A 21766-nucleotide genomic window follows, 5' to 3' on the forward strand; every position below is an offset into this window, starting at 1 on the left:
GGTCGCCGCCTCCTACGCGGACCGCGTCATCTTCCTCGCCGACGGCCGCATCGTCGACGAGATGTACGCACCCACCGCCGACGGCGTGCTCGACCTGATGAAGGCCTTCGACGCCAAGGGCCGCACCAGCTGAACCGGCTGCGCGCCGCCCGCAGGGCGGCCCCCCGAAGCCACCTCCGAACTTCCAGCCACCAGAACTGAGACCCTCATGTTCCGTACCGCCCTGCGCAACGTCCTCGCGCACAAGGCCAGACTGCTGATGACGGTGCTCGCCGTCACCCTCGGCGTCGCCTTCGTCTCCGGCACTCTCACCTTCACCGACACCCTCAGCAAGTCCCTCTCCAGCCAGTCCGCCAAGAACTACGACGGCATCGCCGTCTCCGTCACCTCGTACGGCAGAAACGGCGAGGAGAACGGCAAGAAGACCGAGCCCGGCATCAGCCAAAAAACCCTGGACCAGGTCAAGGTCCTCAAGGGTGTCGAGTCCGTGTCCGGCCGCCTCTCCGGCTTCGCCGGCGTCGGCGACGAGAACGGCAGGCTGATCGGCTCCGGCTGGTCCAACAAGGGCGCCAACTACGCCCCCGGCAAAGACGGCAAGGACCCCCGCTACACGTTCACCGCCGGCAAGGGCCCGGCCGGGGCCGACCGGATCGCCCTGGACAAGGCGACCGCCGCCACGGGCAAGTACGAGGTCGGCGACAAGGTCCGCGTCGCCACCAACAGCCCGGTCAAGGAGTACACCCTCTCCGGCGTCTTCACCACCGAGGACGGCGCCGTCAACGCCGGTGGCAGCCTTGTCCTCTTCGACACCGCCGTCGCCCAGAAGCTTTACCTTGAGCCCGGCTTCTACCAGGAGCTGTCCGTCGCCGCCAGGGCCGGAACCTCCGCCGAGCAGCTGCTGGACGGGATCAAACCGCTGCTCGACAGCGAGAACACCAAGGCCCAGACCGGCGCGGCGCTCGCCAAAGAACAGGCCGAGAGCATCGCGAAGGAGATGAGCACCGTGAGCAGCATGCTGCTCGCGTTCGCCGGCATCGCCCTGTTCGTCGGCGTCTTCCTGATCTACAACACCTTCACCATGCTGGTCGCCCAGCGCACCAAGGAGCTCGCCCTGCTGCGCGCCGTCGGCGCCAAGCGCGGCCAGGTGATCCGGTCGGTGATGTCCGAGGCCCTGGTCGTCGGCGCGGTCGCCTCCGCCATCGGCCTGGCCTGCGGTGTGGGGCTCGCCGTCGCGATGCGCTCCCTGATGGACTCCCTCGGCGCCAAGATCCCGTCCGGCAGCCTGGTCGTCGCCTCGTCGACCGTCGTCACCGCCCTCGTCATCGGCGTGCTCGTCACCCTGGTCGCCGCCGTGTTCCCGGCCTGGCGCACCGGCCGTATCCCTCCGGTCGCCGCCATGGGCAGCGCCCACCTGTCGGCCACCGCCAAGTCCCTCGTGAGGCGCAACACCATCGGCTCGGTGATCAGCGTCCTGGGTACCGGCCTGGTCCTGCTCGGCGTGTCCATGGGCTTCGACGGCCGCACGGTCATCGGCATCGGCGCTTTCTTGATGCTCATCGGCCTGATCGTGCTGCTGCCGCTGCTCTCCCATCCGGTCATCGCGGCCGCTCGCCCCGCCCTGGAAAAGGTCTTCGGCGTCCCCGGCAAGCTGGCCGCGCAGAACGCCGTGCGCAACCCGCGCCGCACCGCCGTCACCGCCGCCTCGCTCGCCATCGGCCTGACCCTGGTCACCACCATGTCGGTGCTCGGCATCACCATGGGCAAGGCCGTGGACCGGATGAGCACGGACAAGCTCAAGGCGGACTACAAAGTCTCCATGTCCAACGGCATGGGCGAACTCGACGCGTCGGTGGTCGAGACCCTGGCCAAAGCCCGCGGCATCAAGGAGGTCTCCCCGCACACGGACGGCTCCTTCTCGGCCGACGGCACGATCCGCCTGGCCTCGGGCGTCAACCCGGCCGCCATCGGCAACCTGCTGAACATCGAGGTCCTCAGCGGTTCACTGGACCGCCTCGCCAAGGGTGAGGTCGCGGTCGCGGAGAAGACGGCGAAGAACGAGAACCTCGCGGTCGGCTCCACCCTCCAGGCCCAGTTCGACGACGGCCGGAAGTCCACGCTGAAGGTCGGCGCGGTCTACAAGGACATGGAGAGCCTGCTGTCCCCCTACATCATGGACGGCAAGATCCTCAGCGAGCACAGCGAGGACCAGTACATCCGCGAGGTGTACGTCAACACCACAGGCGGCGAGTCAAAGGCGAGCGAGAAAGCCATCATCGACGCGCTCGGCAACAACCCGGCGATGACCGTCGCCACCCGCCAGGACATGCGCGACGAGATGGGCGGCACCATCAACCTGGCGCTGAACATCATGTACGGCCTGCTCGGCATGGCACTGATCATCTCGGTGCTCGGCGTGGTCAACACCCTGGCGATGTCCGTCTTCGAGCGGACCCAGGAGATCGGCATGCTCCGGGCGATCGGCCTCGACCGCAGCCGGCTCAAGAACACGATCCGCCTGGAGGCCGTCGTCATCTCCCTCTTCGGCGCGGTCCTGGGTATCGCGATCGGCGTCTTCCTCGCCTGGGCGATCGGCACCACCTTCTCCAAGGATGTCCCCGACTACCAACTGGTCCTTCCCTACGACCGGATCAGCATCTTCCTCCTGCTCGCCGCCGTGGTCGGCGCCCTGGCCGCCATGTGGCCGGCACGCACTACTGCCCGCCTGAACGTGCTGACGGCCATCAAGACGGAATAGCAGCGAGCCGAAGAACGGCATCTACGCGGAGAGCAGGAGCCCTACCCGTCGCTACTCACTCTCGATGCGCATGAGGGGGCCGTCCGAGACGCCCACAGGGCAAGCGGCAGCACGGCCCGACTGCGCGAAAGCCACCTCCCCGACGGGACACACGGCCCGTCTCAGGAGGCGGCCTTCCGGTCATGGCGGCCCGTCAGAAAGAACGTCCGGCGTGCGTCCAACGTGCGTCACGCGTGCGCCACGTGCGTCAGATTTGCGTCAAGACATCGCCCGTAACGCACGTAGCGCACATGACGCACACTCGACGAAACCGCAGGTCAGGCACCCTTTTCGGCAGGCTCAAGGATCGCGACGCACTCGACATGATGGGTCATCGGGAAGAGGTCGAAGACGCGGAGGGTGCGGGGACGGTAGCCGGCTTCGCGGAAGTAGCCCAGGTCGCGGGCCAGCGCCGCCGGGTCGCAGGCCACGTAGGCGATGCGGCGGGCGTTCAGGCCCGCCACGTGGCGGACCGTCTGCTTGCCGGCGCCGGCGCGCGGGGGGTCCAGGACGACCAGGTCGCACTCCGTGATGCCGGTCTTCGGGAGGACGGTTTCGACCTTGCCCTGCTCGATGCGGACCCGGGGGAAGTCGGCCAGGTTGTGGCGGGCGTCTTCGACAGCGCGCTTCGTCGACTCGATGCCGAGGACGGCGCCCGTCTCGCCCAGGCGTTCCGCGAGGGCGCCCGCAAAGATGCCGACGCCGCAGTAGAGGTCGAGGGCCATCTCGCCCTTGCGCGGCATCAGGCCCTGCATGACGGCCTTGATCAGGGTGTCCGCGGCCTGGGGGTGGACCTGCCAGAAGCCGCCCATGCCGACGCGGTAGGTACGGCCGTCCGCGCGCTCGCGGACGAAGGGGCGGCCGTGGACGCGGTGGACGCCGCCGTCCTTCTCCTCGACCCGGAGGACCGAGACGGGCTTGTCGAGCTCGACGAGGGGCAGGCGGCCGCCGGGGCGCGGGGTGAGGACGACCTGGCGGTCCTGGGAGCCCGTCGCGGCGATGGCCTCGACGGTGGCCATCTGGGGCCAGTCCTGCTTCTCGATGCCGAGCTCCGAGACCCCGGGCGCCGCGATCATGCAGTGGTCGACGGGCTCGATGTCGTGCGAGCGGTGCTTGCGCAGGCCCGCCCGGCCGGTCTCGTCGATCGCGTACTGGACGCGGGTGCGCCACTGCGGGACCTCGCCCGCGGGCAGCTTGTCGCCCTCGGCCGGCATGACGGTGCCGTCCCAGCCGGCCTCCTCCGGGGTGAGCCCGGCGAGCCGCTTCAGCTGCTCGGCGACGACCTCGCCCTTGAGCCGGCGCTGGGCGCCGGGCTTGGCGTGCTGCCAGTCGCAGCCGCCGCACTTGCCGGGGCCGGCGTACGGGCAGGGTGCCTCGACGCGGTCCTTGGAGGCCGTGAGGACGGTGATGGCGTCGGCGCGCAGGAAGCGGGAGTCCGTCTCGCCCTCGGTGACCTTGGCGACGACCTTCTCGCCGGGCAGGGTGTGGCGGACGAACAGGACGCGGCCGTCGGCGGTGCGCGCGATGCAGTGGCCGCCGTGTGCGACGGGGCCGACCTCGACCTCGTACTCCTCCCCGACCAGTGACTGCTTCTCGTTCTGCTCGGTCATGGTGGGGAGACTCCAAGGGGAGGGAAAGGATCAAAAGGAACGGCCGGACGACCGACCCACCAGTTTACGTGGGTCTCGTCCGGCCGTTCGCCATCCGGTCCGGCGGGCGCTACTTCGCCGCCGGGTCCTTCGCCCGCGGGGCGTCCACCGGTCCGCGGCGCACCGCGCCCGGGGCGTTCCACTCCGCGTGCTTCCTCGCCCGCTTCTTCGCGAGCTCCGAGGACTCCAGCTGGTAGGGCACCGAGGTGACCATCACACCGGGGGTGAAGAGGAGCCGGCCCTTGAGGCGCAGCGCGCTCTGGTTGTGCAGCAGGTGCTCGTACCAGCGCCCGACGACGTACTCGGGGATGTACACGCTGACCGCGTCGCGCGGGTTCTCGCTGCGCAGGCCCTTGACGTACTCGACCACCGGGCGGGTGATCTCCCGGTACGGCGAGTCGAGGATCTTGAGCGGGACGTTGATCCCGCGCCGGTCCCACTCCTCCTTGAGGGCCTTGGTCTCGGCCTCGTCGACGTTGACGCTGAGCGCTTCCAGCCGGTTGGAGTGCAGCAGCTTGGCGTAGGCCAGCGCGCGCAGGGTGGGCTTGTGGAGCTTGGAGACCAGGACGACGGAGTGCACGCGCGAGGGGCGCACGTACTCGTCGGGGCGCTCCTCGGCCGCGGCGATCTCGACGGCGACCCGGTCGTAGTGCCGGCGGATCGCGGTCATCGTGGCGTAGAAGATCACCATGCCGAGCAGGGCGACCCAGGCGCCGTGCGTGAACTTGGTGGCCAGTACGACGACCAGCACCAGGCCGGTGAAGAAGGCGCCGAAGGTGTTGATCGCGCGGGAGCGGATCATGTGGCGGCGCTTGGCCGGGTCCGTCTCGGACTTCAGGTGCCGGTTCCAGTGGCGCACCATGCCGGTCTGGCTGAGCGTGAACGAGACGAAGACGCCGACGATGTAGAGCTGGATGAGCTTCGTCGAGTCGGCCCCGTAGAGCCAGGTCAGCAGTGCTGCGGCGCCCGCGAGGAGCACGATGCCGTTGGAGAAGGCGAGCCGGTCGCCGCGGGTGTGCAGCTGGCGCGGCAGGTAGCGGTCCTGGGCGAGGATCGAGCCGAGCAGCGGGAAGCCGTTGTAGGCGGTGTTCGCGGCGAGGAACAGCACGAGCGCGGTGGCGGCGGCGAGCAGGATGAAGAGGAACGAGCCGTCACCGAACACCGCCTCGGCGACCTGCGAGATCACCGGGTTCTGGACGTACGAGGGGCCGACCGGCACACCGTTCAGGAGCAGGTCTTCCGAAGGGTTCTCGGCCATCCTGACGTTGGTGGCCATCGCCAGGGCGATGATGCCGCAGAACATGGTCACGGCCAGCGCGCCCATGAGGGCCAGGGTGGTCGCGGCGTTCTTGCTCTTGGGCTTGCGGAAGGCGGGGACGCCGTTGCTGATCGCCTCGACGCCGGTGAGTGCGGCACAGCCCGAGGAGAAGGCGCGCAGCAGCAGGAAGACCAGTGCGAAGCCGGCCAGTCCCGCGTGTTCGGCCTTGATCTCGAAATCGGCGGTCGGGGCTTTCATCGTGTCACCGAGGACGAGGCCCTTCCAGGCCCCCCAAGCGATCATGATGAATACGCCGGCGACGAAGACGTAGGTCGGAATCGCGAAGAGTTTTCCGGATTCCTTCATGCCGCGCAGGTTCATCAGCGTGAGCAGGATGATCATCCCGATGGCGCAGAACACCTTGTGCTCTACGACGAAGGGGATGGCCGAGCCGAGGTTCTCGACGCCCGAGGCGATCGACACGGCGACGGTCAGCACGTAGTCGACGAGCAGGGCGCTGGCCACGGTGAGACCGGCCTTGGGCCCGAGGTTGGTGTTGGCCACCTCGTAGTCGCCGCCGCCGCTGGGGTAGGCGTGGACGTTCTGCCGGTACGAGGCGACGACGGTGAACATCAGCACGACGACCGCGAGGGCGATCCACGGGCTGTAGCTGTACGCCGAGACGCCGGCGATCGAGAGCACCAGCAGGACTTCGCCCGGGGCATATGCCACCGAGGAGAGCGGGTCGGAGGCGAAGACGGGGAGGGCGATCCGTTTGGGGAGGAGTGTTTCTCCCAGACGGTCGCTGCGTAGCGCCCGGCCGATCAGGATCCGTTTGGGCAGGTCGGTCAGTTTGGACACGCAGAGGATCGTATGCGTTCGAAATCAGGCTGACGAACCCCCCACCCCCTCACACTGCAATCCCACCCCATTTCCTCCTCCGCAGGACCCCAACCGCACCACAAGAGGTCACACACGTGACCGCCCGTGTGTAGCTTGGGCCATGGTCTGAGACCCTGTTAAGCCAGAGCATGCAATGAGGCTGGGAACCAGCGAGCCGCTGACAGCCGGAAGGACGGCCGTGCACATCGTCATCATGGGCTGCGGAAGAGTGGGCTCCGCTCTCGCACAGACCCTGGAACAGCAGGGACATACGGTCGCCGTGGTCGACCAGGACCCCACCGCATTCCGCCGCCTGGGCGCCGGATTCGGCGGCCGCCGGGTCACCGGAGTGGGATTCGACCAGGACACGCTGCGCGAGGCCGGAATCGAGGAGGCGGGAGCCTTCGCCGCGGTCAGCAGTGGTGACAATTCCAACATCATCGCCGCACGCGTGGCCCGCGAGATGTTCGGCGTGGAGAACGTCGCCGCCCGCATCTACGACCCCAAGCGCGCCGAGGTCTACCAGCGCCTCGGCATCCCCACCGTCGCGACCGTGCGGTGGACCGCCGACCAGATGCTGCGCCGGCTGCTGCCCTCGGGCGCCGAGCCCCTGTGGCGCGACCCGAGCGGCGGCGTACAGCTCGCCGAGGTGCACACCTCCGCCTCCTGGGTCGGGCACAAGGTCAGCAAGCTCCAGGACGAGACGGGCGTGCGGGTCGCGTTCCTCACACGCCTGGGCGAGGCCATGCTGCCCTCGTCGCAGACGGTCCTGCAGGAGGGCGACCTCGTCCACGTGATGATGCGCACGGACGAGATCGACAAGGTCGAGGCGGCCTTCGCCGAGGGCCCCGAGGAGGCACACGCATGAGGGTCGCGATCGCCGGAGCCGGCGCGGTGGGCCGCTCCATCGCGGGTGAACTGCTGGAGAACGGCCACGAGGTCCTCCTCGTCGACAAGGCGCCGACCGCCATCTCGGTGGAGCGGGTGCCGCAGGCCGAGTGGCTGCTGGCCGACGCCTGCGAGATCACCTCGCTGGACGAGGCCGCGCTGCAGCGCTGCAACGTGGTCATCGCCGCCACCGGTGACGACAAGGTCAACCTCGTCGTCTCCCTCCTCGCCAAGACCGAGTACGGGGTCCCCCGGGTCGTGGCGCGGGTGAACAACCCGAAGAACGAGTGGCTCTTCAACGAGTCCTGGGGCGTCGACGTCGCGGTCTCCACGCCGCGTCTGATGTCGGCCCTGGTCGAGGAGGCCGTCAGCGTCGGCGACCTGGTGCGGCTGCTGCGCTTCAGCCACGGCGACGCGAACCTCGTCGAGCTGACCCTGCCGGCGGACTCCTCGGTGGCGGGCACCCAGATCAGCGAGATCACCTGGCCCGAGGACACCTCGCTGGTCACGATCATCCGCGGCAACCGGGTCCTCACCCCGCACTCGGAGGAGACCCTGGAAGCGGGCGACGAACTCCTCTTCGTGGCCGCCCAGGCCCGCGAGGAGCAGTTGGAGGACCTCCTCCAGGCCCGCCGCTAGCCCTGCCCTTCCAGCCCCCGGCCGGCGTTTGAGGCGAGGAGGTCCGGGGGCGGAGCCCCCGGCAACGGCGCCGCACCCGAGAACGCCGAAGGGGCGGGGTGACCGACATGGTCACCCCGCCCCTTCGGCGTGTGGCTCAGGCCCCCGACTTGCCGGCGGCGGCCTCCTTGGCCTCCCACTCCGCGATCACGTCGATCGGCGGCGGCGCCTTCGCCAGGAACACCCACGTGAAGTACACCGCGAGCACCATCGGCGGCAGCTTCAGCGCGATCAGCACCCAGCCGAGCTGCGTCGCGTCACCCCACCAGTACAGCGGGAAGAGGATCGCGTACTTGGCGAGGAAGATCAGCCCCCACGCGAGGCTGGCCTTCACGTACGCCTTCTTGCGCCCCGGGTTGCGCGTGCGCCAGGACAGGTTTTCCTTGAACACCGGCCCGAGGATCACGCCCAGCAGCGGGAAGCCCACCAGCGCCGAGACCGTGAAGGCCACGCCCAGGCCCACGCCGTAGATCATGCCCGGCAGGTAGAAGCCCTTCGCGCTGCCCGTGAACAGGGCGAAGGCGACGCCCACGCCCACGCCGAAGACCCCGCTGAAGGCGTGCTTCACGGTGTCCTTGCGCAGCAGCCGGACGATCACCAGCAGGACGGCGACCGCGCCCGCCGCGATCGCGGAGAGCTTCACGTCCTTGTTGATCGTGTAGATCATCACGAAGAGCAGCCCGGGGAGCATCGTCTCCACGGTGCCCCGGATGCCCCCGAACGCGTCGAACAGCGCCGCCTGCGTCACCGCCTTCTGGTCCTCGTCAGGCGTGGCAGCGCGTGCGGCGGCGGGTTCCGGAGGGTTCGGTCCGTCGAGTGACATCACCGGTCAGTGCTCCTGTCCGAGCGGTCGGAGTTCGTACTTCGGGTTGAAGAGCACCCGGCGGCCGTGGCTCATGGAGATGCGCCCGGAGGCGATCAGCCGGCGGCCGGGCTCGATTCCCACGATCGAGCGACGCCCGAGCCAGACCACGTCCAGCGCCGCCGAGCCGTCGAACAGCTCGGCCTCCAGGGCGGGAACGCCCGCGCGGGGCCGCAGGGTGACGGTGCGCAGGGTGCCCGTCACCTTGACTATCTGGCGGTCGTGGCAGTCGCAGATCCGCGTGCACCCCGCGGCTTCTGCGTCCTCCTGCAGCTCCGCCGAATGCAGCTCCTCCTGCGAGGACGACAGCCGCTCGATCATCCGGCGGAACCGGCCCGCCGGCCTGGCCGCCCTGGCCGGCTTCACGGACTTCTCGGGACGCGGTTCAGCACTCATAACAGGAAGCCTACCGGCGCGCCGACCACCCATCGAAGCTACCTCTCGAAGCGGTACCCCATGCCCGGCTCGGTGATGAAGTGCCGGGGATGCGAGGGATCGGCCTCCAGTTTGCGGCGCAGCTGCGCCATGTAGACCCGCAGGTAGTTCGTCTCGGTGCCGTACGAGGGCCCCCACACCTCCTGGAGGAGCTGCTTCTGGCTGACCAGCTTGCCGCCGTTGCGCACGAGGACCTCCAGCAGGTGCCACTCGGTGGGGGTCAGCCGTACGTCGCGTCCCTCGCGCACGGCCTTCTTGGCGGCCAGGTCCACCGTGAAGCCCGCGGTCTCCACGACCACCTCGTCCCCGCCGGAGCCCGCGGGGGGCTCGGCCCGCCGGACGGCCGCGCGCAGCCGGGCCAGCAGCTCGTCCATGCCGAAGGGCTTGGTGACGTAGTCGTCGGCGCCCGCGTCGAGGGCCTCGACCTTCTCGTCGGAGGTGTGGCGGGCCGAGAGGACGAGGATCGGCACGCGGGTCCAGCCGCGCAGGCCCTTGATCACCTCGATCCCGTCCATGTCGGGGAGGCCGAGGTCGAGCACGACCACGTCGGGGTGGCGGGCGGCCGCGAGTTCCAGTGCGCTCGCACCGTCGGCGGCGGCGTCGACCTCGTACTTGCGTGCCTTGAGATTGATCACGAGGGCTCGGACGATCTGCGGCTCGTCTTCCACCACGAGCACCCGGGTCATTGAGGTCCTGCCTTCTGTCGTTCCGCTGCGAGGTCTTCCAGGTCTTCCACGATCATGTCCGCGCCGGGTCCGGTGCTGCGCGCTTCGCCGTCCACCGGGACGCGCGGCGGCGGGCCCGCCCGGGTCGCGGCCCGGAGCGTGAGCACCATCGTCAGCCCGCCCCCGGGAGTGTCCTCGGCCGCCAGGGTGCCGTCCATGGCCTCGGCGAAGCCCCGGGCCACGGCGAGGCCGAGGCCCACTCCGGCGCCGCGCGGGGCGTCCCCGTGCCGCTGGAAGGGGGCGAAGATCCGGTCCTTGGCCTCGTCGGGCACGCCGGGTCCGCGGTCGACGACGCGCACCTCGACCCGGTCGCCGAGGAAGCTGGCCGCCACCAGCACCGGCTCGCCGGGCGGGCTGTACTTGACGGCGTTCTCCACCACGTTGGCCACGCTCCGCTCCAGCAGCCCCGGGTCCACCGCGACCATCGGCAGCGTCTCGGGCACGTCCAGCAGCACGCTGTCCTCCGGTACGCCGCCCAGCGCCATCGGGACCACCTCGTCGAGGTCGATCTCCCTGATCAGCGGGGTCACGGTGCCGGTCTGGAGCCGGGACATGTCGAGCAGGTTGCCCACGAGGTGGTCGAGCCGGTCGGCGCCGTCCTCGATGCCTTCGAGGAGCTCGGCGCGGTCCTCCTCGGACCACTCCACGTCGTCGGAGCGCAGGGAGCTCACGGAGGCCTTGATGGACGCGAGCGGCGTACGGAGGTCGTGGCTCACGGCGGCCAGCAGCGCGGTCCGGATCCGGTTGCCCTCGGCGAGCCGGCGGGCCTCCTCGGCCTCCCCGACGAGGCGCTGGCGGTCCAGTACGACGGCCGCCTGGGCCGCGAAGGCGCCCAGGACCCGGCGGTCCTCGGCGGGCAGCACCCGGCCGGACAGGGCCAGCGCCATGTGGTCCCCGATGGGCATGTCCACATCGGCGTCCTCGGGCCGGTCCACGGGAGCCGGGCCGACACTGTCGGCCCGTGTCCAGGGCTCCGTGTCGCCCGCGCGCTCCAGCAGGGCCACGGACTCCATCGCGAAGGTCTCGCGGACCCTCTCCAGCAGTGCGGGCAGCGCCGTCTCGCCGCGCAGCACGCTGCCGGCCAGGAAGGAGAGGATCTCGGACTCGGCGCGCAGCCGGGCGGCCTGGTGGGTGCGCCGGGCGGCCAGGTCCACCACCGACGCGACCGAGACGGCGACCCCGAAGAAGACGGCGATCGCCACGATGTTCTTGGGGTCGGAGATCGTGAACCGGTGCAGGGGCGGGGCGAAGTAGTAGTTCAGCAGCAGCGAGCCGAAGGCGGCCGAGGCCAGGGCCGGCCAGAGCCCGCCCAGCAGCGCCGCCGCGACGGTCAGCGCCAGGAAGAGCAGCATGTCGTTGGCGAGCCCCGGGTCCGCCTCGACGTGCGTGAGCAGCAGGCAGAGCAGCACGGGGAAGAGCACGCCGACCGCCCACCCGGCGAGGATCCGGGCCCGGCCGAGGCGGGCCCCGGGGCGGGCGACGGGCAGCCCGCGCCCCTTGGCCACCTCCTCGTGCGTGACGATGTGGACGTCGAGGTCGGGGCCCGAGTCCCGGGCGACGGTCGCGCCGACGCCGGGCCCGAAGACGTACTGCCAGGTCTTGCGGCGGCTGGAGCCGAGGACGATCTGGGTGGCGTTGACCCCGCGGGCGAATTCGAGCAGCGCGTCCGGGACGTCGTCGCCGATCACATGGTGAAACGTTCCGCCAAGGTCCTCGACCAGCGTGCGCTGGATCGCGAGCTCCTTCGGCGAAGCCGCGGTCAGGCCGTCGCTGCGGGCGATGTAGACGGCGAGGATCTCGCTGCCGGAGCCCTTGGCCGCCATCCGGGAGGCGCGCCGGATCAGGGTGCGCCCCTCCGGCCCGCCGGTGAGCCCCACGACGATCCGCTCGCGCGCCTGCCAGGTGGAGCGGATGCCGTGCTCGCCCCGGTACTCCTGGAGGTACTCGTCCGCGCGGTCGGCCACCCACAGCAGCGCGAGCTCGCGCAGCGCGGTGAGGTTGCCGGGCCGGAAGTAGTTCGACAGGGCCGCGTCGACCTTGTCGGGCTTGTATATGTTCCCGTGCGCCATCCGCCGCCGCAGCGCGGTCGGGTCCATGTCGACCAGCTCGATCTGATCGGCCCGCCGGACCACCTCGTCCGGCACGGTCTCCCGCTGCCGGACCCCGGTGATCGATTCGACCACGTCCCCGAGGGACTCCAGGTGCTGGATGTTGACGGTGGTCACGACGTCGATGCCGGCCCTCAGCAGCTCCTCGACGTCCTGCCAGCGCTTGGCGTTGCGCGAGCCGGGGACGTTGGTGTGCGCGAGCTCGTCGACGAGCGCGACCGCCGGCCTGCGCGCCAGAACCGCGTCCACGTCCATCTCGGTGAACACCGCGCCCCGGTGGGTCAGCTTCCCGCGCTCGACCTGCTCCAGCCCGCGGAGCATCACCTCGGTCCGGGGCCGCCCGTGGTGCTCGACGAAGCCGACGACGCAGTCGGCGCCCCGCTCCACCCTGCGGTGGCCCTCGGAGAGCATCGCGTAGGTCTTGCCCACACCGGGTGCCGCGCCGAGATAGATCCTTAGCCTGCCGCGTCCCATGGGCCCATTCTCAAGGACGTTTGCCCCGTTCACGCACCTTTGGCGGCTCCGCGGCCCATCCCTGACGGATCCCTGACGCGGGCGCCGCGAAACACCGCGGGCCGTACCCCCAGGGAGTACGGCCCACGGCCTGAAACGTTCGCAGCCCTCACGACGGCGGGGGTCAGCGGACCTCGGTGATCTCCGGGCCGCGCTCCAGCTGACCCATGCCACCGCCGAAGCGGGAGCCTTCCTGCTCCTCCGTCTGCACGCCGTCCGGCACCATCTGGGCGTCGTTCGGCAGCTTCAGGACGATCGGGTCACGCGGGGCCATCGGGCCGTCGCCGCGGACGACGACGGTGTCCCGGAAGATCGTCTCCAGCAGACCGGCCGACTCGGGGCGCACCGCGCCCTGGCCGGAGATCACACCGCGCAGGAACCAGCGCGGGCCGTCGACACCGACGAAGCGGACCAGCTGGGCGCCGGTCTGCCCGTCCGGGAGCGGTACGGGGACCTGCGCGCGCAGCTCCCAGCCCAGCGGCCCCTCGACCTCGTCGATGATGCCGCCCTGCTGGGTGATGCCCGCGGCGATCTCCTCGCGGACCTCGCCCCAGATGCCTTCCTTCTTGGGCGCGGCGAAGGCCTGCAGCTGTACGGCGCTGTCGCGCAGCACCACGGTCGCGGCCACGATCGCGTCACCGGCGACCTCGACGCGCAGCTCCATGCCCTCGACGCCGGGTACGAGGATGCCGCCCAGGTCGACCCGGCCCTCGGCCGGGCTGCCGGGCACCTCGGAGACGTCCCAGGGGCCGTCCGGCCGCGGGGCCGGCGGCAGGTTCACGCGGCGCGGTGCAGCGTCCTGCTCATCGGCGTCGGCCGCAGCGTCCACGCTGTCGACGACCTGCTCGGCCGCGCCGCCGTCCTTGACGGAGTCGTTCTTCTTGCGACGTCCGAACACGTCACTGTCCTTCCCGGTCGGTTACGACCGAAGCGTAGCCATTCCCACCCTGCTGACCAGCGCCTGATCCGGCCACGGCCGCATGACCGCCGGTGGAGCCGAAACCCCCCTCGGCCCGGGCCGAGCCGGGAAGTTCCGCCACCTCGTGGAAGCGCACCTTCTCGACCCGCTGGACAACCAGCTGGGCAATGCGGTCGAAACGCTCGAACCTGACGCTCTCGCGAGGGTCGAGATTGACCACGATCACCTTGATCTCCCCACGGTACCCGGCATCCACCGTCCCCGGGGCATTCACGAGCGCGAGCCCGCAGCGGGCTGCGAGCCCGGAGCGCGGGTGCACGAACGCGGCGTACCCGTCGGGCAGCGCGATGGACACGCCGGTGGGCAGAACGGTCCGCTCACCGGGGGCGAGCTCGGCGGCCTGGGTGGTCACCAGGTCGCAGCCGGCGTCGCCGGGGTGACCGTACGACGGGATGGGCACCTCGGGGTCGACGCGGCGGATCAGCACGTCCACGCCATGACGGGGGTCGTTGTCGTTCAGGGACATCAGGGGTTCACCTCGAAGGCGCGTGCGCGCCTGACCTGGTCCGGGTCGGCCATGGCCGCCTGGATCTCCTCGGGCCGACCGTTGTCGATGAAGTGGTCGACCTTCACCTCGATGAACAGCGCGTCCGCGCGCACGGCGATCGGGCCCTCGGGCCCGCCTATGCGGCCGACCGCGCTGCAGTAGATCTTGCGCCCGGCCACGGCGGTGACCTCGGCCTCCAGGTGCAGCACGGTGTCCACGGGCACCGGCCGCACGAAGTCGGTCTCCAGCCGGCCCGTCACCGCGATGACGCGCAGCAGCCAGTTCAGGGAGCCCAGGGTCTCGTCGAGCGCGGTGGCCAGCACCCCGCCGTGGGCGAGGCCGGGGGCGCCCTGGTGTGCGGGCTTGACGGTGAACTCGGCGCTGACGCGCACGCCCTCGCCCGCCCGGGCCTCCAGGTGGAGTCCGTGCGACTGGCCCCCGCCGCAGCCGAAGCAGTGCTCGTAGTGCGCGCCGAGCAGCTCGCCGGGTGCCGGGGCGTCGGGGTGCCGGACCGGTGCGACGGCATCGGCCGGGGGCGTCAACGCTGTGTTTCGTCCACTCACAGCCGCAGACCTTACCCGCGCGGCTACCCGCCGGTCGCCTCGTGGCAGGCTTGACGGCATGCAGCTCTCCCCCGCGCACCACGACGAACGCCTGACCGCCCCCCGCAGCTGGTGGGTCATCTCCGTACTCATCGGTCTGGCGTGCGCGTTGATGCTGCTGCCGCTGGGCACGCTGCCGCTGCTGGCGGGCCTGGTCGGCGGTACGGCGCTGTCGGGGCTGCTGGTCAGTTCGTACGGGTCCGCGCGCGTGCGCGTGGTCAACGGAGCGCTGGCCGCCGGGGAGGCGCGGATCCCGGTGGCGGCCCTGGGCGAGCCCGAGGTCCTCGACGCCGAGGAGGCCCGCGCCTGGCGCACGTACAAGGCCGACACCCGCGCCTTCATGCTGATGCGCAGCTACGTCCCGACGGCGCTCCGCATCGAGGTCACGGACCCGGCGGACCCGACCCCGTACGTCTACGTCTCCACCCGCGAGCCGGAGGCCCTGCGGGCGGCCATCCTCGCCTCGAAGACCGCCTAGGGGGTGTCCGGCGCTACCACTCCACGGACCCCTCGAGTGCGGCCCTGGTGGCCTCGGGAAGGGGCTGGGAGGGCTGTTCCAGGGGCGGAAGCTGCGGCAGGGCGTCCCAGGGCACGGCGCGGCTCCGGAGGTCCCCACGGACCTTCTCTGCGACTTTCCGGGTGTCGCGGCGGTTCATGACCGCACCCACCGCCGCGCCGATCATGAACGGCATCAGGTTCGGCAGGCTGCGGAACATCCGCTTCATGATCTGCTGGCGCAGTTCGCGCTTCATCTGACCGCCGAGCGCCGCGTTCAGCGTCGTCGGTTTGGTCAGGTCCACCCCGCGTTCCTCGGTCCACGCGGTCAGGTAGGCGAAGCTGCGCTCCGCGAGCGTGCCGGGCGCCCGCAGGCCGTAGACCTCGTGGAGTTCGGCGATGAGCTTCAGCTCGATCGCCGCGACCCCGGTGATCTCGGCGGTCAGTTCCATCACCATGGCGGGCGGAACGGGCAGCATGGCCGCCGCTCCGATGCCGGCGCCGACGGTGGAGGTGCCGTTGGCGGCGCCCGTGATCAGCTTGTCGGCGAGCTGATCGGGGCCGAGACCCGGAAACTGCTTGCGCAGGGTCGCGAGGTCCCGGACCGGAACGCGCGGTGCGTTCTCGATGATCCGGTCGGCGATGTACAGGGCGGCGGCCCTGATGCCCGCGCCGCCCTTGCGTACACCGTTCTTGACGGCTGCCAGCCGACGGGCCCCGGACCCCTGTCCGGACGCCTCGTCGGCCCCTGTGGCCGACGGCACCGCTGTCACGGCACCCGAGGACACGGCGGGTCCGCCGGGGGCTCCAGGACCCGTTTCCGGGTCCATGGCTCCCACCTGCGTCTCCGCCGATTCACCACGTTTACGCAAGCCGAGCTTGCGAAACGGTGTCGAGCCAGCCACGGCCGACGCCTCTCAGTCGCAGTCGCGGCAGATCGGCTGACCGTTCTTCTCTCGTGCGAGCTGGCTGCGGTGGTGCACCAGGAAGCAGCTCATGCAGGTGAACTCGTCGGCCTGCTTGGGCAGGACCCGAACGGCCAGCTCCTCGTTGGAGAGGTCCGCGCCGGGCAGGTCCATGCTCTCGACCGAGTCGAACTCGTCCATGTCCGTGGACGAGGTGGACTTCTCGTTGCGCCGCGCCTTCAGCTCTTCGATGCTGTCGTTGTCGACGTCGTCGTCGGTCTTGCGTGGGGTGTCGTAGTCCGTTGCCATTTTTCGCTCTCCCCCTCTGGGTGTTAGCGGTGTCTCAGCGCAGGTAACGCGCGAGAGGCCGGACTTGTGCCCGACCTGAGGCGGAGATTTTGCCTCACATCAAGGTCTGTTACTCAATCGACACCCAGCCGCACGCCTGAAGAGCCGATTGGCTGGGATGACGACCGGGACCGTACACGGTCCGGGGGTCGTCTTGCACAAACGCCACCCCGTCTATTTCCCGCCATCAGGGGGGCCGGAAACCCGGACTTCCCGGGCTTTCCGGCCGCCCGGAGGTCACCGAACGCACATGGCCGGACACTCGGAACTGTGATCGATCACACAGAGGCAAGCGATTGCACAGGACAAGTATTCAGCCAACAGCGAACACGGGGCGGGACTCTCACAAGGGAAGAGTGACACGCATCACGAGGCCACCGCCCTCCCTGGGCACCGCCTGGATCCTCCCGCCGTGTGCGCGCGCCACGGAGCGCGCGATCGACAGGCCGAGCCCGACACCCTTGTCGCTGCCCGTTCGCTCCGTACGCAGCCGCCTGAAGGGCTCGAAGAGGTTGTCCACCTCGTACGCGGGAACGACGGGACCCGTGTTCGACACCAGGAGCACCGCCTGGCCGTGCTGGACGCCGGTCGTGACCTCCACCCAGCCGCCCTCCGGCACGTTGTACCGCACGGCGTTCTGCACCAGATTGAGGGCGATCCGCTCCAGCAGGACGCCGTTGCCCTGTACGACGGCCAGCGCGCGCTCGCCGCGGATCTCCACGCCCTTCGCCTCGGCCTCCCCGTGCACCTGGTCGACGGCGCGCGAGGCGACCTCCGCCAGGTCCACGGGCTTGCGCTCGACGATCTGGTTCTCGCTGCGGGCCAGCAGCAGCAGGCCCTCGACCAGCTGCTCGCTGCGCTCGTTGGTGGCGAGCAGGGTCTTGCCGAGCTGCTGGAGCTCGACCGGGGCCCCCGGGTCGGACAGGTGCACCTCCAGCAGGGTCCGGTTGATCGCGAGCGGCGTCCGCAGCTCGTGCGAGGCGTTCGCCACGAACCTCTGCTGGGCCGTGAAGGCCCGCTCCAGCCGGTCGAGCATCTCGTCGAAGGTGTCGGCCAGCTCCTTGAGCTCGTCGTCCGGCCCGTCCAGCTCGATGCGCCGGGTCAGGTCGGAGCCGACCACCCGGCGGGCGGTGCGGGTGATCCTGCCCAGCGGCGAGAGCACCCGGCCGGCCATCGCGTAGCCGAAGGCGAAGGCGATGATGCTCAGGCCCAGCAGGGCCATCAGCGACCGGCTCAGCAGGTCGTCCAGCGAGTGCCGGCGCTGCGCGGCCATGCACTGGTTGATCGCGACGTTGAACTGGTCCCAGTCCCGGATGTTGGCGACGCCGGGACAGGTGTCGCTGGCGACCTTGACGTTCTGCCCGTCGATGATCTTGTACGGGATCATGTTGCCCTCGCGGAGGGCCTGCGCGGCGAGCAGGTAGATGATCGACAGCAGCAGGATGCCGGCGATCAGGAACATCCCGCCGTACAGCAGCGTGAGGCGTATCCGGATGGTCGGCCTCAGCCATGGGAAGGGACCCTCGGGCTGGCCGGGGTCCCAGGTCGGTTTCGGTGGCGCCGCGGGTGGCGCCGGAGTCGTCGCCACCCTCGTCAGATCCGGTACCCGGAGCCAGGGACGGTCACGATGACCGGTGGCTCCCCCAGCTTGCGCCGCAGCGTCATGACCGTCACCCGCACCACGTTCGTGAAGGGATCGGTGTTCTCGTCCCATGCCTTCTCCAGCAGCTGCTCGGCGGAAACGACTGTCCCCTCGCTGCGCATGAGGACCTCCAGCACCGCGAACTCCTTGGGCGCCAGCTGTACCTCCCTGCCCTCGCGGAACACTTCGCGACGGTTCGGGTCCAGCTTGATCCCGGCCCGCTCCAGCACGGGCGGCAGGGCGACGGTGGTGCGCCGCCCGAGCGCCCGTACGCGGGCGGTCAGCTCGGTGAAGGCGAAGGGCTTGGGCAGGTAGTCGTCCGCCCCCAGCTCCAGCCCCTCCACGCGGTCGCTGACGTCCCCGGAGGCGGTCAGCATCAGCACGCGCGTGGGCATGCCGAGCTCGACGATCTTCCGGCACACGTCGTCGCCGTGCACGAGCGGGAGGTCCCGGTCGAGCACGACCACGTCGTAGTCGTTCACGCCGACCCGCTCCAGGGCGGCGGCGCCGTCGTACACGACGTCCACGGCCATGGCCTCCCGGCGCAGGCCGGTGGCCACCGCATCGGCGAGCAGCTGCTCGTCCTCGACGACGAGTACGCGCACGTCGTTTCCTTCCTCCGAGCCCATCAGGGCACACCTGCATTGCGTCTACTGCGTCGTCCATCCTGCCCGTTTCGCCGGTAAACCGGCTGTAAGGCGCCCGCACGGACGGGGGCGGGCGGGACGGGAGTGAGGATTGGCTCACGTGGTGAGGTTTCCGGGCCCGGGGGGCTGGGGAGGACGACAAGCACACCCCATCCACTCCCTGACGGCGGACAGCCACGTGCCGCCGCCGACCCACGAAGAGGGGGCGAACCCCATCATGGACGCATTCACCGCGGGTCTCCTGCAGCGCATCAGGGCCACGCAGTCGGACCTCAGGCAGGCCCGCGAGACGGGCGACGACTTCCTCGCGGAAGTGGAACTGGCGGAGCTGGAGGACCTCCAGCGCCTCGCCGCGGAACACGGAGTCCCCGTCTCCGCCGCCTGACCTCCGGTCCGGTAAGCCGACGAACCCCGGCCGCCCCCTCGGGCGCCGGGGTTCGCTCATGCCCGGGGAACCCCGCCCCGGCCCCCAACCTGGAACCTGAAATTCCGCCCCACCGCCACTCGAGCCCCACCGACCCCCGCCCGCCGCCGGAACCACCCGCCACCGACCCCGTCGGCTTCGAGCCGCGGGGGCGATTGCAGCCCCGCCGGCATTCGAGCCGCGGGGGCGGCTCCAGCCCCGCCGGCGTTCGAGGCGCGGGGTCCGGGGCGGAGCCCCGAAACCGGCCCCGCCGCGCGCCTGAACCGCAGGGCCCGGGGCCGCGCCCCGCCTCCCGGCCCCGCCGGCGCTCGAGACGGCGGGGGAGGGACCCAGGGCGGCGAGCCCGCGCGGTCAGTCGTGCCAGGCGCCCGCCTCGTCGAGCAGCGGCTGCAGCGAGGCGAACACCGCCGGCGTGGCGGCGATCACAAGTTCCCCGGACGCCCGCTCCCCCGGCCGGCCGCCGGTGAGGGCACCGGCCTCGCGGGCGATCAGGTCGCCCGCGGCCAGGTCCCACGGGTTGAGCCCCCGCTCGTAGTACCCGTCCAGCCGCCCGGCTGCCACGTCGCACAGGTCGAGCGCCGCCGAGCCGCCCCGCCGGATGTCGCGGACCAGCGGGATGATCCGCGCCACGACCTCGGCCTGGTGCGCCCGTCGGCTCTGGAGGTACCCGAAACCGGTACCCAGCAGCGCCTGGTCCAGCGGCGCCGCCGCCCGGCACGCGAGGCGCGCCCCGTCCAGCCACGCCCCGCCGCCCAGCACCGCGTGGTACGTCTCCCCGCGCATCGGCGCCGCCACGACGCCGACCACCGTCTCGCCCCCGTACTCGGCCGCGATGGACACGCCCCAGCTCGGCAGCCCGTAGAGGTAGTTCACCGTGCCGTCCAGCGGGTCCACGACCCACCGCACCCCGCTCGTGCCCGGGGTGTCGGCCCCCTCCTCGCCGAGCAGCCCGTCCGCGGGCCGGCGCTCCGCGAGGATGCCGGTGATCAGCTTCTCCGCCGCGATGTCCATCTCGGTCACCACGTCGATCGGGCTGGTCTTGGTCGCGGCCACCGCCAGATCGGCCGGCCGGCCGTCGCGCAGCAGCGCACCGGCCTGCCGGGCGGCGTACAGGCCCACGTCCAGCAGTTCGGCCTTCAGTTCTTCGGAGATCACGGTCCCGCTACCCCTCTGCGTTCCCTACGCGTACGGACTGTCCACGCCCGCGGCCGCCGGCCGGGGGCTGCGCGCCGGGCAGCAGCCCACCGCGCACAGGTCATGGCTCGCGCCCAGCAGCCCGAGCGCGCACCGCTCAACGCTCTCGCCCCGTTCGGCCGCGGCCCGCTCCAGCACGAGCTCCCGCACCGCCGCCGCGAACCGCGGGTCGGCCCCGACCGTGGCCGAGCGGGCGATCGGCAGGCCGAGCTCCGCGGCCTTCGCCTTCGCCTCGGTGTCGAGGTCGTACAGCACCTCCATGTGGTCCGAGACGAAGCCGATCGGGACCATGACCACCGCAGGGGCGCCCGCTCCGTGCAGGGCCTCCAGGTGGTCGCAGATGTCCGGCTCCAGCCACGGGATGTGCGGGGCGCCGCTGCGCGACTGGTAGACGAGGTCCCAGGGCAGTTCGGTGCCCGTCTCGGCCCGCACCGCGTCCGCGATCACCTTGGCCACGTCCAGGTGCTGCTTGACGTAGGCCCCGCCCTCGCCGTCCTGCGTGTGCTCCTCGACCGGGCCGGAGGCGTCGGCCGCCGCCGTGGGGATGGAGTGCGTGGTGAAGACCAGGCGGGCGCCGGCCCGGACCTCCTCCGGCAGGGACTCCAGCGAGGCGAGCACGCCGTCGATCATGGGCTGTACGAAGCCGGGGTGGTTGAAGTAGTGCCGCAGCTTGTCCACCTTGGGCAGCTCGGTCACGCCCTCCTCGGCGAGCGCGGCGAGCGCGTCGGCGAGGTTCTCGCGGTACTGCCGGCAGCCCGAGTACGAGGCGTACGCGCTGGTCGCGAGGACCGCGATGCGGCGGCGCCCGTCGGCGGCCATCTCCCGCATCACGTCGGTCAGGTACGGGGCCCAGTTGCGGTTGCCCCAGTAGACCGGGAGGTCCAGCCCGTGCTGGGCGAAGTCCTTGCGCAGCGCGTCCAGCAGCTCGCGGTTCTGGGCGTTGATCGGGCTGACCCCGCCGAAGCCGAAGTAGTGCTGCCCGACCTCCTTGAGGCGCTCGCGCGGGATGCCCCGGCCGCGGGTGACGTTCTCCAGGAACGGCACGACGTCGTCGGGTCCCTCGGGGCCGCCGAAGGAGAGCAGCAGGAGGGCGTCGTACGGGGCGGCGGGCCCGCCGGCGGGCGGGAGGGGCTGGTCTGACATGCCCCGAATCCTGCCACCCGGCGTCCTCGCGCGGGAACCGGCCCGGCCCCGACGCGCCCCGCAGAACAGGTAAGGTAAGCCTAAGTTCCATGATCCGGAACTTCCGCG

General features: G+C 70.8%; 20 protein-coding genes and 1 pseudogene. 6 read left to right on the forward strand and 15 right to left on the reverse strand.

Features of this window, described 5'->3' with window-relative positions:
• Both ACIGFK_RS30645 and ACIGFK_RS30650 read left to right on the forward strand, forming a co-directional pair.
• Positions 1-133 (forward strand): annotated as a pseudogene (locus tag ACIGFK_RS30645) (ABC transporter ATP-binding protein); the annotation flags it as partial.
• Positions 134-208: 75 nt separating this feature from the next.
• A complete protein-coding gene (locus ACIGFK_RS30650) occupies positions 209-2755 on the forward strand; it encodes an ABC transporter permease (protein WP_400054454.1) in 2547 nt (848 codons plus the stop codon).
• Between the two features lie 317 nt (positions 2756-3072).
• On the opposite strand, the gene ACIGFK_RS30655 is transcribed toward ACIGFK_RS30650, so the two are convergent.
• Positions 3073-4404, reverse strand: a complete 1332-nt coding sequence (locus ACIGFK_RS30655; RefSeq protein WP_376661628.1) for a class I SAM-dependent RNA methyltransferase — start codon at positions 4402-4404, stop codon at positions 3073-3075.
• A 109-nt stretch (positions 4405-4513) separates the two neighbouring features.
• Positions 4514-6562, reverse strand: a complete 2049-nt coding sequence (locus ACIGFK_RS30660) for an APC family permease (RefSeq protein WP_376661627.1) — start codon at positions 6560-6562, stop codon at positions 4514-4516.
• A 220-nt stretch (positions 6563-6782) separates the two neighbouring features.
• Here ACIGFK_RS30660 and ACIGFK_RS30665 point away from each other — a divergent pair, with 220 nt between their 5' ends.
• Positions 6783-7451: a potassium channel family protein gene (locus tag ACIGFK_RS30665; protein ID WP_376661626.1), complete on the forward strand. Its 669-nt coding sequence runs from the start codon at positions 6783-6785 to the stop codon at positions 7449-7451.
• Positions 7448-8110 carry a potassium channel family protein gene (locus ACIGFK_RS30670; protein ID WP_386466150.1) on the forward strand — a complete coding sequence of 221 codons (663 nt, stop codon included), beginning with the start codon at positions 7448-7450 and terminating at the stop codon, positions 8108-8110. The genes ACIGFK_RS30665 and ACIGFK_RS30670 overlap by 4 nt, the downstream gene beginning before the upstream one ends.
• A 136-nt stretch (positions 8111-8246) precedes the next feature.
• Here ACIGFK_RS30670 and ACIGFK_RS30675 read toward each other — a convergent pair whose 3' ends face one another.
• The 7 genes from ACIGFK_RS30675 to ACIGFK_RS30705 all read right to left on the reverse strand — a co-directional run bounded on the left by ACIGFK_RS30675 (position 8247) and on the right by ACIGFK_RS30705 (position 14821).
• A complete protein-coding gene (locus ACIGFK_RS30675; RefSeq protein ID WP_376656707.1) occupies positions 8247-8975 on the reverse strand; it encodes a DUF3159 domain-containing protein in 729 nt (242 codons plus the stop codon).
• 3 nt (positions 8976-8978) lie between these two features.
• Positions 8979-9407 carry an OB-fold nucleic acid binding domain-containing protein gene (locus ACIGFK_RS30680; RefSeq protein ID WP_376656708.1) on the reverse strand — a complete coding sequence of 143 codons (429 nt, stop codon included), beginning with the start codon at positions 9405-9407 and terminating at the stop codon, positions 8979-8981.
• Between the two features lie 38 nt (positions 9408-9445).
• Positions 9446-10132 carry a response regulator gene (locus ACIGFK_RS30685; RefSeq protein ID WP_376656709.1) on the reverse strand — a complete coding sequence of 229 codons (687 nt, stop codon included), beginning with the start codon at positions 10130-10132 and terminating at the stop codon, positions 9446-9448.
• Entirely contained in the window at positions 10129-12753 is a 2625-nt protein-coding gene (locus tag ACIGFK_RS30690; RefSeq protein ID WP_376656710.1) for a DUF4118 domain-containing protein, read from the reverse strand. Before ACIGFK_RS30690 ends, ACIGFK_RS30685 begins: the two co-directional genes overlap by 4 nt.
• A 163-nt stretch (positions 12754-12916) precedes the next feature.
• Entirely contained in the window at positions 12917-13690 is a 774-nt protein-coding gene (locus ACIGFK_RS30695) for a DUF3710 domain-containing protein (protein WP_376656711.1), read from the reverse strand.
• Between the two features lies 1 nt (position 13691).
• Positions 13692-14237 (reverse strand): dUTP diphosphatase, encoded by a 546-nt coding sequence (gene dut / locus ACIGFK_RS30700; RefSeq protein ID WP_376656712.1) that lies wholly within the window; start codon positions 14235-14237, stop codon positions 13692-13694.
• Positions 14237-14821, reverse strand: a complete 585-nt coding sequence (locus ACIGFK_RS30705; RefSeq protein WP_376656713.1) for a PaaI family thioesterase — start codon at positions 14819-14821, stop codon at positions 14237-14239. Before ACIGFK_RS30705 ends, dut begins: the two co-directional genes overlap by 1 nt.
• A gap of 58 nt (positions 14822-14879) precedes the next feature.
• Here ACIGFK_RS30705 and ACIGFK_RS30710 point away from each other — a divergent pair, with 58 nt between their 5' ends.
• Complete coding sequence (locus tag ACIGFK_RS30710; RefSeq protein ID WP_376656714.1) at positions 14880-15338, forward strand: DUF3093 domain-containing protein; 459 nt, start codon at positions 14880-14882, stop codon at positions 15336-15338.
• A gap of 13 nt (positions 15339-15351) precedes the next feature.
• Here the strand turns inward: ACIGFK_RS30710 and ACIGFK_RS30715 are convergent, their stop codons facing one another.
• The 4 genes from ACIGFK_RS30715 to ACIGFK_RS30730 form a co-directional block, all read right to left on the reverse strand.
• Entirely contained in the window at positions 15352-16260 is a 909-nt protein-coding gene (locus ACIGFK_RS30715; protein ID WP_386466158.1) for a hypothetical protein, read from the reverse strand.
• Between the two features lie 12 nt (positions 16261-16272).
• Positions 16273-16569 carry a DUF4193 domain-containing protein gene (locus ACIGFK_RS30720; RefSeq protein ID WP_376656716.1) on the reverse strand — a complete coding sequence of 99 codons (297 nt, stop codon included), beginning with the start codon at positions 16567-16569 and terminating at the stop codon, positions 16273-16275.
• A 382-nt stretch (positions 16570-16951) separates the two neighbouring features.
• Entirely contained in the window at positions 16952-18196 is a 1245-nt protein-coding gene (locus ACIGFK_RS30725; RefSeq protein WP_376656717.1) for a sensor histidine kinase, read from the reverse strand.
• Between the two features lie 5 nt (positions 18197-18201).
• Entirely contained in the window at positions 18202-18855 is a 654-nt protein-coding gene (locus ACIGFK_RS30730) for a response regulator transcription factor (protein ID WP_030036265.1), read from the reverse strand.
• A gap of 259 nt (positions 18856-19114) precedes the next feature.
• On the opposite strand from ACIGFK_RS30730, the gene ACIGFK_RS30735 reads away from it, so the two are divergent.
• The gene (locus tag ACIGFK_RS30735; protein ID WP_376656718.1) at positions 19115-19282 is read left to right on the forward strand and encodes a hypothetical protein; all 168 of its coding nucleotides are present in this window, start codon (positions 19115-19117) and stop codon (positions 19280-19282) included.
• Positions 19283-19672: 390 nt separating this feature from the next.
• Here the strand turns inward: ACIGFK_RS30735 and ACIGFK_RS30740 are convergent, their stop codons facing one another.
• The gene (locus ACIGFK_RS30740; protein WP_376656749.1) at positions 19673-20473 is read right to left on the reverse strand and encodes an inositol monophosphatase family protein; all 801 of its coding nucleotides are present in this window, start codon (positions 20471-20473) and stop codon (positions 19673-19675) included.
• Between the two features lie 27 nt (positions 20474-20500).
• Positions 20501-21658, reverse strand: coding sequence for a ferrochelatase (locus ACIGFK_RS30745; RefSeq protein ID WP_376656719.1), 1158 nt, complete (start codon positions 21656-21658; stop codon positions 20501-20503).
• Positions 21659-21766: the final 108 nt, after the last annotated feature.

It is taken from the genome of Streptomyces sp. NPDC085524 (assembly GCF_044541755.1).
Classification (GTDB): domain Bacteria; phylum Actinomycetota; class Actinomycetes; order Streptomycetales; family Streptomycetaceae; genus Streptomyces.